The organism is Acidobacteriota bacterium, from assembly GCA_016713675.1.
In the GTDB taxonomy this organism is placed as follows: Bacteria; Acidobacteriota; Blastocatellia; order Pyrinomonadales; family Pyrinomonadaceae; genus OLB17.
This window is the reverse complement of the sequence record JADJOS010000004.1, coordinates 25,772-41,878: the sequence shown is the minus strand read 5'-3', so window position 1 is coordinate 41,878 and position 16,107 is coordinate 25,772. Positions and strand designations below refer to the sequence as shown.

The following is a 16,107-nucleotide window of genomic DNA, read 5'->3' as shown; positions in this document are numbered from 1 at the left end:
CAACTGCTGTCTCTTTTGCACATTTTGCAAACATCGTCTTCTCGAATACTCCCGTTAAACTCAATAAACATTCAAAAACGCGAGTGGTATAGCTGTTGCAATCAGTTCCGAGTATATGAGAGGTCAGATCGCGCGATATATTGGGTTTTTTATTCTGGGTAGCGTCCTGTTCACTGTTGTCTCGCCTACCGCGATGCTCGCTCATGGTGGCGAGGATCATGGTGACGCGAAGCCAAAGTCCACGGCGAACGCAAAGGGCGTTGTATCCCATTCAACTCGTTTGGGCGAACTCGAGCTAATGGTAAAGCACCCTTCGATGGAGCCGGACAAGCCTACGGCCGGGCTTCTTTTTATTACGAAATTTGAGACCAACGAACCTTTCAAGGCTGTCGATGCCAAGGTTGAGGTCGAATCGGCGAGCGGTGCGGTCTTTAATGCGACGGTTGCGGCTGGCGAACAAGCGGGCACATACAGCGTGACCTTTCCCGCGATTCCGTCCGGCGTTTACAAGATGCGGGCTAACGTGTCGCACGACGGCGAAACTGACACTGCCACTTTTTCCGGAATCGAAGTAAAGCCGCCCGCGGTTACGGCCGAGGGCGGAACGTCTTGGTTCACGCAATTGGTGATCGGCGTTGTCTTTTTGATTGTAATAATTTTGCTTTTCGGGCTTGTGTTTTTCGTGTGGCGTTTCGCCGCTGGCCCAGGAGTTAACGAGGAAGCACTTTCTGCGTAAGAATCTAGCGAACATCGTTTACCGACACTCCATGGGCATAAGGAATATTTTAGCGATCGTAGGTGAGTAGTCAGCAAAGCTCGGTTTAGCCGTCCTCTTTTTGGCGGCTTTCATTCGGCATTGGCCCAGCAAACTGTTCCCTCGCCCGTTCCGACTCCGGCCCCGTCGCTTCAATACATTGGCCAGGATGGCATGAGTGTCGAGCGGCTTGTAGAAAGTGCTGGCAGCCGGCGAGCGGATCTGCTCGCAGCGCCAACGGCTCGCGATAGCCGAAGGGCGTCTGGTTCAAGCCGGACTTCGGCCAAATCCGGTCTTTAGCACCGAATACGGAAGCCCCGTTTTCTGGGCGGCGAAAGCGAGTATGACTTTTCCGCAGGGTTAGCTCAACCTTTTGAGCTCGGAGGAAAACGTGGAAAGCGACGGGCCGTTGCAGAACTCGAACTCCAACAGGTTCGGGCCGAGGTCGCGGCTATCGAACGGAATATCGCTGTCGAAATTCGCCGGGATTATGCGCGGGCTATATCGGCCGCGAGGCAGCTCGATGTATTGGAAAGACTTCTGGCCGCTGACGCGGAATTGGTGCGGGTAACGGAAGCACGCTTAAACGAGGGCGATGTGGCACCGCTCGACCTGAATTTAGTCAAGGTCGAAAGCGATCGCCCCAAGATCCAAAGGATCGAAGCGAGAAACGAATTGGAAACTGCCTTGTTAAGGATTCGGACGTTGATCGGATCCGATGTCTCGGACCCGCTTCGCTTGGAGCCTCAGTCCGACCGGCCTCCACGCCTCGATCTGGGACTTAGCGAACTCACACAAAAGGCGTTGAGCGATCGCTCCGACTTACAGGCCGCGCGGATCGGCGAGCGGCTGGGAACCGCGAGGCTAAACCTGGCTCGGGCTCAGGCGGCTCCGGACATTACGCCATCAGTGCGTTTTTCGCGCACTAAAGCATTTACGGATCTGCCCGCATCAGCCGGCGGCGGAATTATCAACAGTCGCGACAACGAACTGACATTCGGCGTGTCGATAGATCTACCGGTGTCAAACCGTAATCAAGGCGGCATTGCCTCCGCTGTCGGCGAACAGGTTCAGGCGGTGCGGACACGTGAATTTTTAGAGGCGACGATACGGCGTGATGTCGCTGTTGCTTACGGCCAGTATCGGGCTGCGGCAGAAAAGCTGGTGCTGTACACAACTCAAATCCTGCCGAGAGCTGAGGCAAATCTACAGACTGTCCGAGCAGCCTACAACGCGGGCGAGTTTTCGGTGTTTGAGGTCGTTAACGAACAGCGTCGTTTGAACGAGAACGTTACGAATTACAACCGGGTTTTGGAAGAATACTACACGACCTTAACAGCACTCGAGGCAGCAGTCGGTGCGGCCCTGCCGCCATCCGCCTTCATGCCGGGATCGACATCGGTCCTCCCCGATACCAGGATAGTGCCGAGACAGTTTAACAGGGAAGAATTTTTGAAGTCGATCAACGAGGATAAAACCGAACGTATTGGATTACTAAACTCGACCAAACCAAGAATAGAAGAGGAGAAAAAATGAAAATACTCATATTTGTAACTGTGATTACCGCGAGCCTGTTTTCACTAGCGTGTTCCGGCGGAACACCAACCCCGCCGCTAACACAGCAACCGCGAATAAAGCCCGCGAACTCGACCGCTGCAAATAACGCTGCCGCACCCCCGAAAGCCGATGAGATTCCGGCCTCGGTCAAGGCGGCACTTCCCGGCGCACAAACATTTACGGCCATGCACAAAGAGCTGACCGATGCTCAGATAGCTTCTATTGAAAAAGACACGGGCGGGAAAGTTTCCGAGAAAGATCATCACTCCTATCCGGGATTTTCCACTGCGAATGGTACAAAAACGCAGATCGGATCCGTCACGATCGTCAAGGCGGCGGGCAAGGAGATCATAGTTATATATGAGAACAAGGAAGGGTCGCCGTCAATCAAAGAGATTAAGGCCGAAGGCGTGCCGGCCGGTTTTCTCAGCCAGTTTGCAGGAAAGGGCCATGATGACGATCTGCTGCTAGGGGCTGATATCAAGGCAAACGGTGCGAAGGATGATGTGGCAAAAGCAATAACCGACGCCGTGAGGATCGATGTTTTGTCGATGCAGGCTCTGTACGGCAAGGCACACACACATTAATGTTCAAGTCCATCAAAAACTTAATGCTCAGGGCTCGTTCAGTTTGCCCAACAGGGAGGCGATTTCAGATATCGTTCTTTGCCTCAGCCTGGGTATTTGCTCTAAGTCTCGTGACGGCCTTCGCTGCTAACGGACAAGCTCCGGCAGGAACGCCGTCAGGCGCAATCTCGACGATTACCTCAGAACGGAATGTGAAAAATGACAGCGGAGAGCTGACTGTCATTATGAAACGCCTCCCAGGCGATCCGCGCTCCGGTGAAACGGGACATGTTCTTGTCTCATTGAGCGAAACGGTTCAGGGCGGGTTCGGTTCGGGGCCGTTGCCGGTCGAAAAGGCCGCCGTTATGTTTAGCATTACAAGGCCTGACGGTGCGGTAGTTGCCGGGAATATCGCGGCGACGGAAGAACTGGGCGGTTTGTATCGTGGTTCCTACCAGTTTGACAGCGCGGGCGATTACAAAATGGTTGTTTCGGTAAACACTGAAGACAAAAGGACGTTTTCGGCTGAGTTTCCTGTCACTGTATCACGAGCACCGATCCGCACATCCTTTTGGGTCGGTCTTCTGATCCTGCCTGTGCTTTCGGGGATCTCTTTTGCCGTCGTCTTTTATGCCTTGAAAAGACGAAAGGGGATACGTCTTTTCGGCGACTTGCTCCGGCAGGTGCGGTTGTTCTTACGGTGTTTCTTCTGGGGGCGGTTGCTCTGGCGTATCTTCTTCCGCCTTCTCAGACCCGCGAAACGGCTGCAATTCCGCCTGACGCCTTTTCAACGGCAGCGGTTAACGAGTTGCCGAAGGGAACGACGATCACCGTGCCGAAAGAATCGCAGCTTTTGTTTGGGATAAAGACTCAGTTGATCGACACGAGGCAAATTACGAGCGGTTTGAAAACCACGGGAGTAGTCAGGGCCCGACCGGACGCCAAAGGAGTCGTAACAGCACAGGTGCCGGGAAGGATCGTACTTACTCAGGCGGTATCTTTAGGTTCTGCTGTCGGTAGCGGTGAACAGATCGGATACGTTGAGCAGGTTCTGGACGTATCGGGACAGACAGAGCTTGAGACGCAAAGACTGGATGTCGAGGCACAGCAGCGGGAAGTTGAAGCTCGAAAGCTGGAATTGCGAAATACTGCACTCGCTCTTCAGTCGCAGCAGGCCCAAAGCAGAGCTGCGGCCCAGCAGGCGAGGACGCGACTCGCACAGGCGCAACGCGAGCTTCGAAGGTCGCAGAACCTTCTTGAGGTTGGAGCAGTGCCTCGAAAACGTGTCGAAGAAGCTCAAACAGCCGTTAAGGTAATCGACGATGAGGTAGCATCAGCCGATAAACAGGTTGTTTTATTGGGCGACCAGATCAAATCGGCACAGGCCGGGCAGGCCATTTTCCGCTCTCCTACAGTCAGACAGCCGTCGCGCAATTTCCCGTTAATATCGCCAATAACGGGAATAATCGATCAGATCAAGGCCACGAGCGGCCAGCAGGTTGCAAGCGGGGCCGAATTACTTAACATCGTCAATTTGTCCACCGTCCTTTTAGAAGCTCAGGTTTTTGAGAAAGATCTGGCCACGGTCCGCGAATCCACACGGGCAAGTTTTACCTCTTCGGCTCTGCCCGGCGAGGTCTACACAATTGGTACCGCTGATGGTGACGGACGCCTTGTCTCGATCGGTCAGACCGTAAATGATCAGACGCGGACCGTGCCTGTGATATATGAGGTCAAGAATCCCTTCAATCGGCTCAAGGATGGCAATTTTATCGAGATCACCATCGACACCAGCGGCAATAGGCAAGTTCTGGCCGTGCCGAAGTCAGCGGTCGTTCGTGAACAGGCAGAGACCTTTGTGTTTATCTTCGACGGCGGTGAGACCTTCGAGAAGCGTCAGGTTGCACTCGGAGCGGAAGGTGCGGATTTCTACGAGATTGTATCAGGACTAAAAGAAGGTGATCGCGTTGTCATTGAAGGGGTGTATCAGCTTCGCACTACGCAGGCGGGTGAGTAGTTAAAAGACCGTTAGGGGCGGACAGTTGGTACGGTTTTACTGAACGCCGACTAACTACTTCGCAGGATGTCAAATGAAATGAGAGGACAATCGCAACTAGATTTAATAAATCGAAAGACTTACGCGAATGCCAAAGTGCTCGATTACTATGACGGATTAAGCGAACTCTTCCCTGCGGAAAAGGTTCTTTTGAACAACTGTCATCGAAACTTGAAGGTGCGGAAATTTTGGATATTGGAGTAGGAGGCGGCAGAACAACTCAATATCTGTTACCGAAGGCCGCTGAGTATACGGGCCTTGATTACGTGCCGGAATTCATTGAACGGGTTAAGAAGAAATATCAGATCTGTAATTTCATAGCGGGTGATGCGAGGGATTTGAAAGAGTTCGAGGATGAGAGCTTCGATTTTGCACTATTTTCTTACAACGGTATTGATGCCGTTTTGCACGAAGACAGACTCAAAATCTTGAATGAAATTAATCGCGTACTCAAGAAAGGCGGGATAATAATGTTTTCGAGCCATAACCGTGATTACCGACACTTTAGAAAACCGTATTGGCTTACTGAACCTAAATTTAGTTTATCGTTCGCAAAGAATCTACTGTCATACATTTTCTTTTGCCGCGTCATCTGCAGATGAGAAAACACGAGGTCTTCAATGACGAATACGCGATCGTTAATGATCAAGACCATCGTTTTTCGCTGCTCGTTTATTACATTGGCATCGGCCGGCAGATCAAGCAGCTTGAGGATATCGGCATGTCAGATGTTAAGGCATACAACATGAAGGGCGATCAGGTGATTGCGGACAAAGATTCTTTCTTGATTTACTACTTGGCCACCAAGTGATTAAGGAAAAGGAATATGAGAAAAATATTTATTTTGGGAACAGTTTTATTGGTTTCAACTATTGCCGTCTTTTTTACGGCATGTACTAACGGAGCAAATTCGCAGGGCGTTGACAACGCAAATGGTACGAATACGGTTGCTAGCGAAACAAATTCCGCGAACGCGGCCGTTTCGGATTCGGCCTTTAAGGTTGATTTCAAAACGGAGCCGGGCCAGATTCAGGCCGGTGCTCCGGCGACGCTGGTATTTACCGTAAAAGATAGTAAGAGTGCTGTTGTGAAGGATCTGCAGATCGTTCACGAAAAGCCAATGCACTTACTGATCGTGTCGAAGGACCTCTCCGGAGTTCTATCACGTCCATCCCGAGCCGTCATCCGACGGATCTTATCGAGTGCAGCACACGTTTCCGAACGGCGGCGATTATAAGTTCTACGCCGACTTCACGCCGCCTAATGCGAAGCAAGTGGTCGAACGCATTGATGTGAAGGTCTCGGGAACTGAAAGGGCGAAAGTCGCTCTCGTTGCGGACACGAAGCTTGAAAAATCTGTCGATGGCGTGAAAGTGACGATGAAGCCGAGTGCGAAGATCGAGGCGGGCCAGGAACTGACGCTTGATTTCGCCGTCTTTGATGCAAAAACCGGAAAGCCCACGACCGATCTGCAAAATTACCTGGGCGAATTGGCGCACTTCGTCATTATCAGCGAAGACCTCGTTGACTTTGTCCATGCACACCCGATGGCAAAGGGCGAAAAGATGGACGGGATGAAGATGGACGGCGATAAGAAGGAAAAAGATCACAACGCCGACGGCCATTCGCACGGGGCAGATTCGAAAAAGGCTAACCAGCCAAGTGCTTACGAAGTTTCGGCCCACACGGCTTTCCCACGGCCCGGGCTTTACAAGCTTTGGGCGCAGTTTCAACGCGGCGGGAAGGTCATCAGCGTTCCGTTTGTCGTAAATGTTCCGGCAGGTTCTGCAAAACAGGTGGAGGCCGCGAATGTTCCTGCTGGAGCAACGAAAATCACCGTTTCATCGAAAGGCTACGAGCCGTCTTCGATTCCGGTTGTTAAAGGCCAGCCGGTGAAACTGGCGTTTTATCGAGCTGACTCGGAAAACTGCGGAGGCGAAGTCGTCTTTACAAAGCAAAAGATCCGAAAGAAACTGCCGGTTGGCCAAACGGTCCTGGTCGAATTCACGCCAACCGAGGTCGGCGAGATCGCCTTTGTCTGCGGAATGGACATGCTCAGCGGCAAAGTCATCGTGACCGAAAACTAGAATTTTGAGAAGTGATTTAAAAGGAGAACGAGAAATGACCAAATTCAAAATATTTCTGACATTAGTAGCAGTGATAGTTATAGCTGGAGGAGCCTTCGGCGTAATGACCGCCGCTGTTGAGGCCCACACGCGAACCGTGAAGGTAAAGGTGGATAAGAACGGTTTTTCGCCTTCGTCGATCGACATCGAAGCGGGTCATAAGCTCAACCTCGTGTTTAACCGAGCGAACGACAAGAACTGCGGCAGCAAAGTCGTATTTACAAAGCTTGGGATTAGCAAAACTCTGCCAGTGGGCAAGGACGTTGTCGTCAGCATAACGCCTACCGAATCGGGACAGATATCATTTGCCTGCGGAATGGGGATGTATAAGGGAAGCATCGTCGTTAGCGAGGGGTGAGACATCTCACGACAAAAGGGGGAATAAAATGAAAATACTATTGTTAACGGCCACATTGGGGCTGGCAGCCGTAGGCTTGGTCGCGTGCGGTCAGGCGGGCACTAACTCGAGTTCCATGAATCACAATTCGATGATGAAGAATTCAAATTCATCAATGAACATGAACGGCATGGATCACAATTCGATGCCGATGAACTCGAACATGTCGATGGACCATTCGGCAATGAAAAGTTCGCCGAACGCCGCGAGTCAGCCGTACGATCTGCAGTTTATCGATACGATGACGGCCCATCACAAGGGAGCTGTGGACATGGCGAAGATGGTCGAAGGGAAAACACAAAATCCCGACATCAAGAAGTTTGCCGCACAGATCATCGCAGATCAAGAAAAAGAGATCAGCCAAATGAAAGACTGGCGCGAGAAGTGGTTCGCTGGCAAGCCGGCGGCCATGAACGTGGATATGCCGGGAATGATGGATTCCATGAAGATGGATATGGCAAAGCTTACAAATTCGAAAGACAAAGAATTTGACCTTGCGTTTATCGACATGATGACTCCTCATCACGTTGGGGCCGTTACGATGGCTAAAGAAGCGTTGCAGAAGAGCGAAAAAGCCGAAATCAAAACGCTCGCTGGTCAAATTATTAAGGCTCAGGATGCCGAGATAAAAATGATGAGCGCGTGGAAGGCAAAGTGGAGTAAATAGTTCCGGTCGTATCTGATTCAAATGCTCAATGGAACTATTAAATGGTCTCTTCAGAACCGGTTGATCGTTGTCGCGATCGCTGCCCTTTTGCTTGTCTGGGGCAGTTACGTGGCGTTCAATCTACCGGTCGATGTCTTTCCCGACCTTAATAAACCTACTATTACGGTTCTAACCGAAGCTAACGGGTTGGCACCCGAAGAAGTCGAGACGCAAGTATCCTATCCGATCGAGACCGTGATGAACGGTGTTCCGGGCGTGTCACGAGTTCGTTCGGTAAGTGGCGTCGGATTGTCAATCGTCTACATAGAATTCGAATGGGGAACGGATATTTACCGAAACCGGCAGTTGGTTTCGGAAAAGATAACTGAGGCCCGCGAACAATTGCCCCAAGGCGTCTCCCCGTTTCTCGCTCCCATCTCGTCAATAATGGGCGAGATCATGCTGATCGCGGTGTCGAGCAAGGACGGAACGACCGACCCTTTAGAACTGCGAACCTTGGCAGACTGGACCATCCGTCCTCGGCTATTGACTATCACCGGGGTTTCTCAGGTTATTCCCATCGGGGGAGGCGTAAAACAGTATCAGGCGCTTGTTTCACCTGAAAAGCTGAGGCAGTTTGGCATCACCATTGAGGATGTTTCGGTCGCGCTGGAGAAATCAAATATCAACTCCACCGGTGGCTTTGTAGATGCCCAATCGCAGGAGTATCTTGTTCGGAACCTCGGCAGGTTCTATTCGATCGACGAGCTAAAACAAACTGTCGTCGCGTACCGCAATAACAACCCGATTCGGCTCGGTGATGTCGCCGAAGTGCAGTTTGGTGCGAAGATAAAGCGGGGCGAGGCCGGAACGAACGGAAAGCCCGCCGTCATTGTTTCCGTTCAAAAGCAGCCCGGGGCGAGCACCCAAGATCTGACAGAACAGGTCGACGAAGCGGTTAAGGAATTGCAGAAAACGCTGCCCCCGACGTTGAGATAAACCCTAATCTCTTTCGCCAGGCCAATTTTATCAACGCCTCTATCGGCAACGTTACCGAAGGATTGCGTGACGGTGCGATCCTTGTCGCAATTGTACTGTTTCTGTTTTTGCTCAATTTTCGCACCACCTTCATTACACTCACGGCGATTCCGCTTTCTTTCATCGTAACCTTTCTTATTCTCTACGCTTTCGGGATCAGTGTTAATACCATGACCCTTGGCGGCTTGGCAGTCGCGATCGGCGAGTTGGTTGACGATGCGATCGTGGACATTGAGAATATCTTCCGTCGACTCGGCGAAAACCGGAACCTTGAAAATCCGCGTCCCTCAATTGAAGTGATCTATCACGCCTCGCTCGAGGTGCGCTCATCCATCATTTACGCCACGGTGATCGTCGCCCTCGTGTTTATTCCGCTGTTCGCCTTATCGGGTGTCGAAGGCAGATTGCTTGCTCCCTTGGGCCTCGCGTACATTACTGCACTCGTGGCATCTCTGTTCGTAAGTTTGACCTTAACGCCCGTCTTAGCGTCGTATCTGTTGCCGCAAACATTTAGGCGAAAGGAGACAAAGATGGTCGATGGTCCGGTTGAGATCGATCACGAAGATGGGAATGGTGCCTCTATTTTCTCGAGGATACAGCGGTGGTTTCGATCTTCGTCCGCTGCGGAACATCAGGACAGCATCCTAGTTCGCTGGTTAAAGAAATACGACACCCGGCTTCTACATTGGACGCTCCGTCATCCTTACAAAGTCATCGTTGGGGTGGCGCTGGTGTTCATCTTGACCATGGCGACGCTCCCGTTTGTTGGCACATCATTCTTGCCGGAGTTCAACGAAGGAACGCTTACCGTCAATGTTCAGGCCCAGCCCGGTACTTCTCTGGCTGAATCCAATCGCATCGGCCAAATTTCCGAGAAACTACTTTTAGAGGTGCCCGAAGTTATCTCGACCGGACGTAGGACGGGAAGAGCCGAGCTCGACGAACATGCCGAGGGTGTTCACTACACCGAGATCGATGTTGATCTAAAGAAATCGGATCGCTCGCGTGAGGAGATCCTTTCGGCGATCCGAGATAAACTCGCGGTCGTTCCCGGAGTTACCTCTAACGTAGGACAACCCATCTCTCATCGGTTAGATCATTTGCAGTCCGGTGTTAGGGCACAGATCGCGGTCAAGTTGTTCGGCGACGATTTGGCTACACTGCGTTCAAAGGCTGAGGAGATTCGCAATACGATCCAAACCGTCGAGGGGGCAACGGACGTTTCGGTTGAGCGACAGGTGCTGATCCCGCAGGTGCGATTTAATGTTGACCGCGTCAAAGCGGCGCAATATGGGCTTCAGCCGGGCGAGGTTACGCAGACATTGGAAACGGCATTGAACGGGCGAACCGTCTCGCAAGCCATTGATGGATCCCGGCGTTATGACGTAGTGGTACGTTTTGATGAAGCGTCTCGCAACAGTCTGGATGCGCTCCAAAATGTCACCATTGATACACCGCAGGGAACCCAAATTCCTATTTCAGCCGTTGCCGCCGTTGAGAATTTTCCGGGACCGAACCAGATATTACGAGAGGACACAAAACGCCGAATTGTAATTGGAGCAAACGTAGCCGGACGCGATCTTGGCTCCGTGGTCAGTGACATTCAAAGCCGTGTCGCAACACAAGTTCAACTGCCGATCGGCTACTTCCTCGAATATGGAGGGCAGTTTCAGGCGTCGCAGGAGGCTAACAGAACTTTATCACTGCTTTCGATCTTCTCACTTGTCGCGATCTTTTTTCTCCTGATAAAAGCCTTTGGCGACTGGCGAGTAGCCCTTCAGGTGATGATAAACATCCCCCTAGCGTTGATCGGAGCCGTCTGGGCCTTGCACCTCTCGGGAGGCGTGTTTTCGATCGCGACAATGGTCGGATTCGTATCGCTGGTTGGGATCACCTCGCGGAACGGAATCATGATGATCTCGCATTATCTGCACTTGATGAAAGAGGAGGGCGAGGATTTTACCGAACACATGATCGTCCGCGGTTCATTGGAAAGACTCGTTCCCGTCTTGATGACTGCTCTGACCGCGGGGCTCTCGTTAATACCCTTCATCCTTGCCGCCGACGCCCCGGGCAAAGAGATCCTGCATCCACTCGCTGTTGTCGTTTTAGGCGGCATCCTGACCTCGACTCTGCTCGACCAAATTGTTACGCCGGCAATCTTTTATAAATTCGGGCGGCCTAGCGCTGAGCGAGTCATCGCGGAACGCGAAGGCTTAAGCGACAAAGACTTCGGCGAGAGCACCGATCTTCCGCCGTTCGGGTCGCGTACGCCGGATCTTAATTAAAAGGAAAAATGGATGTATCAGACTAACACCTTTTACCTATTACTTGGCCAGAGGCCTTTCTTGCTGGCGTTTCTCGCTCTGTTGGGAGCATGGTGAATTGACCGAGGTCCGCTGCTCGGCTTGAGTCAGCAGCATTTATTCTACGACGCCATTGTTTTATAGCTGTTCGGTATCGGAATGTATCTTGACGGTTAATGGTCATAGCAAAACATTGGATTTCTGTTAGACCTAAAATGAGGAGAAGAAATTATGACGAGAAAAGATTTTAATAAATTGTTGATGGCTGCTTTGGCCGTTTTGATTGGTGCGGGAGCTATCGCCTTTAGCCTCAACGAGACTGTTTCGGCACAAACCGACGAAGTAAAGGCCGTGACGGACGTCATGACACGCGAGGCGCTTGCCATCGAACAAGGCGATCTCGCCGCACTCGATAAGATCTGGGCGAACAGCGACGATGTCACCGTCTTCGAAAGCGGACACGCCAATTACGGCTGGACCGATTACCGAAACACGCATCTTGCACCGGAACTAAAGGAATTCAAAAATACGAAATACTCCTTTTCTGATATGAAAATAAAGGTCGACGGCAAGACCGCGTGGGCGACATTCAAATACAGTCTCGCCTCTGAGATGGGAACGAGAAAAGTAGAAAGCGGCGGCCTTGGTACGGTAGTCTTAGAAAAACGCGAAGGCAAATGGCGGATTGTTCATTGGCACTCAAGCGCCCCTCGCCGTGCCCCGGCACCTGCGGCGTCTCCGACTCCTAAAGCGTAATTTAATTTTGCTCGACACTGTATAAGGACATGTTAGAAGGGAGTCCAGAAGTTTATACGGTCAATGAGCAAAAAGGCGTCGGGTAGTGCCTATTTGCCCGACGTCATCTTTTTCGGCCACGTGGTAATGGAACTCGAAATACTCCACATTTCGTCTTGAGTTAATAACCGTATGAATTTGGAATAGGAGGATTGAGAAATATGAAAGACATGAATCATACAGAAAGCATGAGAAACATGAAAAGCATGTACGTGAACCTAGCGATAATGGCGGTTCTGTCGTTTATCTCAATGTTTGTGTTCATGTATATGATGGTCGATTCATTCGCCAACGTATATCCAAACATAAACCAGCTTTACATGGCCGGGCTCATGACAGCTCCGATGATTGTGATCGAGATCTTTGTAATGTGGTCCATGTACAACAACAAAAGGCCAATCTTATCATCGCTGGTGTGAGCGTCCTGCTGCTAATTCTGTTTACGGCCTTTATCAGATATCAAACGGTAGTTGGAGATAAGCAATTTCTCAAATCGATGATACCGCACCACGCCGGAGCGATCCTCATGTGTGATAACCCGAATCTTCGAGACCAGGAGGTCAAGGATCTGTGCAAATCGATAACGATCGACCAACAAAAGGAAATCGACTGGATGAAGAATAAACTCGACGAGTTGGAACGTAAATAATGAGGAGTCGATCAAGCTAATGATGACTGCAACAGTTCTGGCAAACCAAGCGGATGTATCGCTTTACACGGTTAGGCACTATACGCGCATAGGTCTACTAAAACCCGCCCGCAATACGCAAAACAACTACAAGGTCTATCAGACATCGGATGCCGTGCGTGTGCGTTTTATCAAAGCGGCCGGCAATCTGGGATTTTCGCTCGCCGAGATCGCGGATATTTTGAAAGAGGCGAAAGAAGGGAATACGCCGTGTCCGATGGTTCGGGAAATTATTGTCCGACGCATTGCGGAGAATCAACGAAAAATAAGAGAGATGCAGAAACTCCAACGGAAAATGGAGAAAGCCCTTCAGGACTGGTCAAAAATGAGGAATTCAATGCCGACGGGCGATTCAGTTTGCCATTTGATCGAGTCGGTAAGCGAGGCAGAAAAAAAGAGCTTGACCTGACCCCTGCTGACAGGTTGTAGAATATATTCTGTCGTTACTTTTTAATGACAGGAGTGATAAAAAATATGTTGGAAAACAAAACAACCACGGCTGATACATTCATCGACCCAGTTTGCGGAATGCAAGTCACACCGGTAACCGCCGTTGCAGAAATTCTTATCTCCGAACAGTAGCCCGGCAAGCTGTTGCAGCGGTAATTGAGCAAGGGTGAAAACGTTTTTTTCCCACCAGGAGGGGCTATGACAGGAACTGAGAAACAGATCGCTACGGCAGACGAATTTATTGATCCGATATGTGGAATGACGGTCGATCCAATCGCGGCAGCAGGAACTTTTAATCATGAGGACAAGACTTACTATTTTTGCTCTAAGGGCTGCTTGCAGAAATTTATTGCCCAAACACAAGACGTTCCCGCGAGTGGTCTTGTCGAGATCGGACGCGAACAAAAGGAAACCGTCCCGCACGGCGACATGAAGGCAACGGCTGGCGGAGAGTTTGTTGACCCGGTCTGCGGGATGACGGTCGCTCCCGAAACGTCAGCGGGAAAATACGATTTTGAAGGCGAAGCCTATTATTTCTGCTCGACGGGCTGTATGAATAAGTTCAAACAGAATCCGGCGAGCTTTCCCACGAGAAAAAGAAAAATACTGGAGGCAGAGAGCGTCGGCGTTGAATATACATGCCCGATGCACCCGGAAATCGTGCAGATCGGCCCCGGAAGCTGTCCTAAATGTGGGATGGCTCTTGAACCGAAGGTGATGACCCTCGACGATGGTCCCGATCCGGAATATGTGGATATGAAGCGGAGGTTTTGGATCTCGGCCGTACTTACGCTCCCCGTTTTTGCTCTGGCAATGGGTGAGATGCTGCCGAATTATCACGAATACGTCGCACCGAAGATCGCACTCTGGATCCAGTTTGCTTTAGCAACACCCGTAATTCTCTGGGGCGGATTTCCTTTCTTTCAGCGTGCTTGGACTTCCGTCAAGAATGTCAGCCCGAACATGTTCACGCTGATCGCCATCGGCACGGGGGCCGCATATCTTTTCAGTCTTTTTGCTCTGTTCCTCCCCGAATTGTTCCCCGCATCGATGCGAAATGAGCACACCGGGTTGATCTCCGCATACTTCGAGGCGGCGGCCGTTATTACGACGCTTGTTCTGCTCGGACAGGTGCTGGAATTGAGGGCAAGGAGCCAAACCTCGAGCGCGATCAAGGAACTCCTCGGACTCGCACCTGAAACTGCTATCGTGGTTTTTGACGACGGAACTGAAGCCGAGATCGCACTTAAAGATGTACAGATCGACGCTAGTTTGAGGGTTAAGGCGAACGAAAAGATTCCAACGGATGGCTCTATCCTAGAAGGCGATACTTCGGTCGATGAGTCGATGGTGACGGGCGAATCGATCCCGGTCGAAAAGACGGTCGGCGATAAAGTTATCGGCGGAACGATCAATGGCCGACGCGGTTTTGTAATGAAAGCGGAAAAGGTCGGCAGCGACACGCTGCTCGCACAAATCGTTCGAATGGTTGGCGAGGCTCAGCGTTCACGGGCTCCGATCCAGCGTCTGGTGGACGTCGTGTCGGCATATTTTGTCCCGGCGGTGATTGTCGTTGCGATTGTCGCGTTCGCCGTCTGGCTGATCTTCGGCAGTTTTGCTTACGCAATGGTAGCGGCGGTTTCGGTTTTAATTATTGCCTGCCCGTGTGCCCTGGGCTTGGCAACTCCGATGTCGATCATGGTTGGGACCGGACATGGTGCTCGGCATGGCGTGTTAGTTAAGAAGGCCGAAGCATTGGAAATTCTGGAGAAGGTGAATTCGATTGTCGTTGATAAGACCGGCACTTTGACCGAGGGCAAACCTCGGCTTCAAAAGGTTGTCGCGTTGAATGGATCTGGCGAAATCGAGATCTTGCGGTTAGCAGCCAGTCTTGAGAGATCGAGCGAGCATCCGCTTGCGGAAGCGATCATCAAAGGCGCCGAAGAGAAAGCTATCGAGCTTGCTAAGGTGGAAGATTTTGAATCCATCACAGGTAAAGGGATTACGGGATCGATCGACGGAAAAAGGGTGTTACTGGGTAATGCGAAGCTCATGACAGAAAACAATATTGATTTCCCGGCGGATGGAAAAGCCGATGAGCTTCGAGCGGAAGGGCAAACAGTAATGCTTGTGGCCGTTGACGGGAAAGCCGCTGGCCTGGTCGGCGTTGCAGACACAATCAAAGAGTCTGCGAAGGATGCCATCAGTGAATTGCATCGGCAAAAGATCGAAGTCGTCATGATGACGGGCGATAATGCAATTACAGCCGACGCCGTAGCAAAAAAGCTCGGGATCGACAAGATCTTCGCCGACGTGTTGCCCGAACAGAAGGCGGAAAAGATCAAAGAATTACAGGCCCAGGGCAAGATCGTCGCGATGGCCGGCGACGGCGTGAATGATGCACCGGCACTCGCTCAAGCCCAAGTCGGGATCGCAATGGGGACCGGAACCGATGTGGCAATGGAATCCGCCGATATAACGCTTCTAAAAGGCGACCTTCGTGGAATCCTGAGGGCGAAAAAACTTAGCGAAGCGACAATGAAGAACATCCGGCAGAACTTGTTCTTCGCATTCATTTACAACCTCGTCGGTGTTCCGATCGCGGCGGGTGTTCTGTATCCGGTTTTCGGTTTGCTACTAAGCCCAATGATCGCCAGCGCGGCAATGACCCTCAGTTCTGTGTCCGTAATAGTCAACGCGCTCCGATTGAGAAATCTAAAACTTTGAA

General features: G+C 51.3%; 16 protein-coding genes and 2 pseudogenes. 17 read left to right on the top strand and 1 reads right to left on the bottom strand.

The window, feature by feature from the left end:
* The first annotated feature begins 115 nt into the window (after nt 1-115).
* The 4 genes from IPK01_13630 (at nt 116) to IPK01_13615 (ending at nt 2,898) form a co-directional block, all read left to right on the top strand.
* A complete protein-coding gene (locus IPK01_13630) occupies nt 116-736 on the top strand; it encodes a hypothetical protein (protein ID MBK7934492.1) in 621 nt (206 codons plus the stop codon).
* Nucleotides 737-953: 217 nt separating this feature from the next.
* A complete protein-coding gene (locus IPK01_13625; GenBank protein MBK7934491.1) occupies nt 954-1,118 on the top strand; it encodes a hypothetical protein in 165 nt (54 codons plus the stop codon).
* 164 nt (nt 1,119-1,282) lie between these two features.
* Nucleotides 1,283-2,290, top strand: coding sequence for a TolC family protein (locus IPK01_13620; protein MBK7934490.1), 1,008 nt, complete (start codon nt 1,283-1,285; stop codon nt 2,288-2,290).
* Nucleotides 2,287-2,898, top strand: coding sequence for a hypothetical protein (locus IPK01_13615; GenBank protein ID MBK7934489.1), 612 nt, complete (start codon nt 2,287-2,289; stop codon nt 2,896-2,898). The genes IPK01_13620 and IPK01_13615 overlap by 4 nt, the downstream gene beginning before the upstream one ends.
* A gap of 64 nt (nt 2,899-2,962) precedes the next feature.
* On the opposite strand, the gene IPK01_13610 is transcribed toward IPK01_13615, so the two are convergent.
* Nucleotides 2,963-3,121 (bottom strand): hypothetical protein, encoded by a 159-nt coding sequence (locus tag IPK01_13610; GenBank protein MBK7934488.1) that lies wholly within the window; start codon nt 3,119-3,121, stop codon nt 2,963-2,965.
* 1 nt (nt 3,122) lies between these two features.
* Here IPK01_13610 and IPK01_13605 point away from each other — a divergent pair, with 1 nt between their 5' ends.
* The 13 genes and pseudogenes from IPK01_13605 (at nt 3,123) to IPK01_13545 (ending at nt 16,106) form a co-directional block, all read left to right on the top strand.
* A complete protein-coding gene (locus IPK01_13605; GenBank protein MBK7934487.1) occupies nt 3,123-3,743 on the top strand; it encodes a hypothetical protein in 621 nt (206 codons plus the stop codon).
* Nucleotides 3,686-4,894, top strand: coding sequence for an efflux RND transporter periplasmic adaptor subunit (locus tag IPK01_13600; GenBank protein MBK7934486.1), 1,209 nt, complete (start codon nt 3,686-3,688; stop codon nt 4,892-4,894). The genes IPK01_13605 and IPK01_13600 overlap by 58 nt, the downstream gene beginning before the upstream one ends.
* Before the next feature lie 227 nt (nt 4,895-5,121).
* Nucleotides 5,122-5,535 (top strand): class I SAM-dependent methyltransferase, encoded by a 414-nt coding sequence (locus IPK01_13595; protein ID MBK7934485.1) that lies wholly within the window; start codon nt 5,122-5,124, stop codon nt 5,533-5,535.
* The gene (locus IPK01_13590) at nt 5,532-5,744 is read left to right on the top strand and encodes a hypothetical protein (protein MBK7934484.1); all 213 of its coding nucleotides are present in this window, start codon (nt 5,532-5,534) and stop codon (nt 5,742-5,744) included. The genes IPK01_13595 and IPK01_13590 overlap by 4 nt, the downstream gene beginning before the upstream one ends.
* Nucleotides 5,745-5,759: 15 nt before the next feature.
* Entirely contained in the window at nt 5,760-6,170 is a 411-nt protein-coding gene (locus tag IPK01_13585; protein ID MBK7934483.1) for a hypothetical protein, read from the top strand.
* Nucleotides 6,136-7,020: a cupredoxin domain-containing protein gene (locus IPK01_13580; protein MBK7934482.1), complete on the top strand. Its 885-nt coding sequence runs from the start codon at nt 6,136-6,138 to the stop codon at nt 7,018-7,020. Before IPK01_13585 ends, IPK01_13580 begins: the two co-directional genes overlap by 35 nt.
* Nucleotides 7,021-7,054: 34 nt before the next feature.
* Complete coding sequence (locus IPK01_13575; protein MBK7934481.1) at nt 7,055-7,417, top strand: cupredoxin domain-containing protein; 363 nt, start codon at nt 7,055-7,057, stop codon at nt 7,415-7,417.
* Between the two features lie 28 nt (nt 7,418-7,445).
* Complete coding sequence (locus IPK01_13570; protein MBK7934480.1) at nt 7,446-8,123, top strand: DUF305 domain-containing protein; 678 nt, start codon at nt 7,446-7,448, stop codon at nt 8,121-8,123.
* A 21-nt stretch (nt 8,124-8,144) separates the two neighbouring features.
* Nucleotides 8,145-11,428 (top strand): annotated as a pseudogene (locus IPK01_13565) (efflux RND transporter permease subunit).
* Nucleotides 11,429-11,677: 249 nt separating this feature from the next.
* Nucleotides 11,678-12,202 carry a nuclear transport factor 2 family protein gene (locus IPK01_13560; GenBank protein MBK7934479.1) on the top strand — a complete coding sequence of 175 codons (525 nt, stop codon included), beginning with the start codon at nt 11,678-11,680 and terminating at the stop codon, nt 12,200-12,202.
* A 200-nt stretch (nt 12,203-12,402) separates the two neighbouring features.
* Nucleotides 12,403-12,890, top strand: a pseudogene (locus tag IPK01_13555) (DUF305 domain-containing protein).
* Nucleotides 12,891-12,909: 19 nt separating this feature from the next.
* A complete protein-coding gene (locus IPK01_13550) occupies nt 12,910-13,338 on the top strand; it encodes a MerR family DNA-binding protein (GenBank protein MBK7934478.1) in 429 nt (142 codons plus the stop codon).
* 239 nt (nt 13,339-13,577) lie between these two features.
* Nucleotides 13,578-16,106: a heavy metal translocating P-type ATPase gene (locus IPK01_13545; protein MBK7934477.1), complete on the top strand. Its 2,529-nt coding sequence runs from the start codon at nt 13,578-13,580 to the stop codon at nt 16,104-16,106.
* Nucleotide 16,107: the final 1 nt, after the last annotated feature.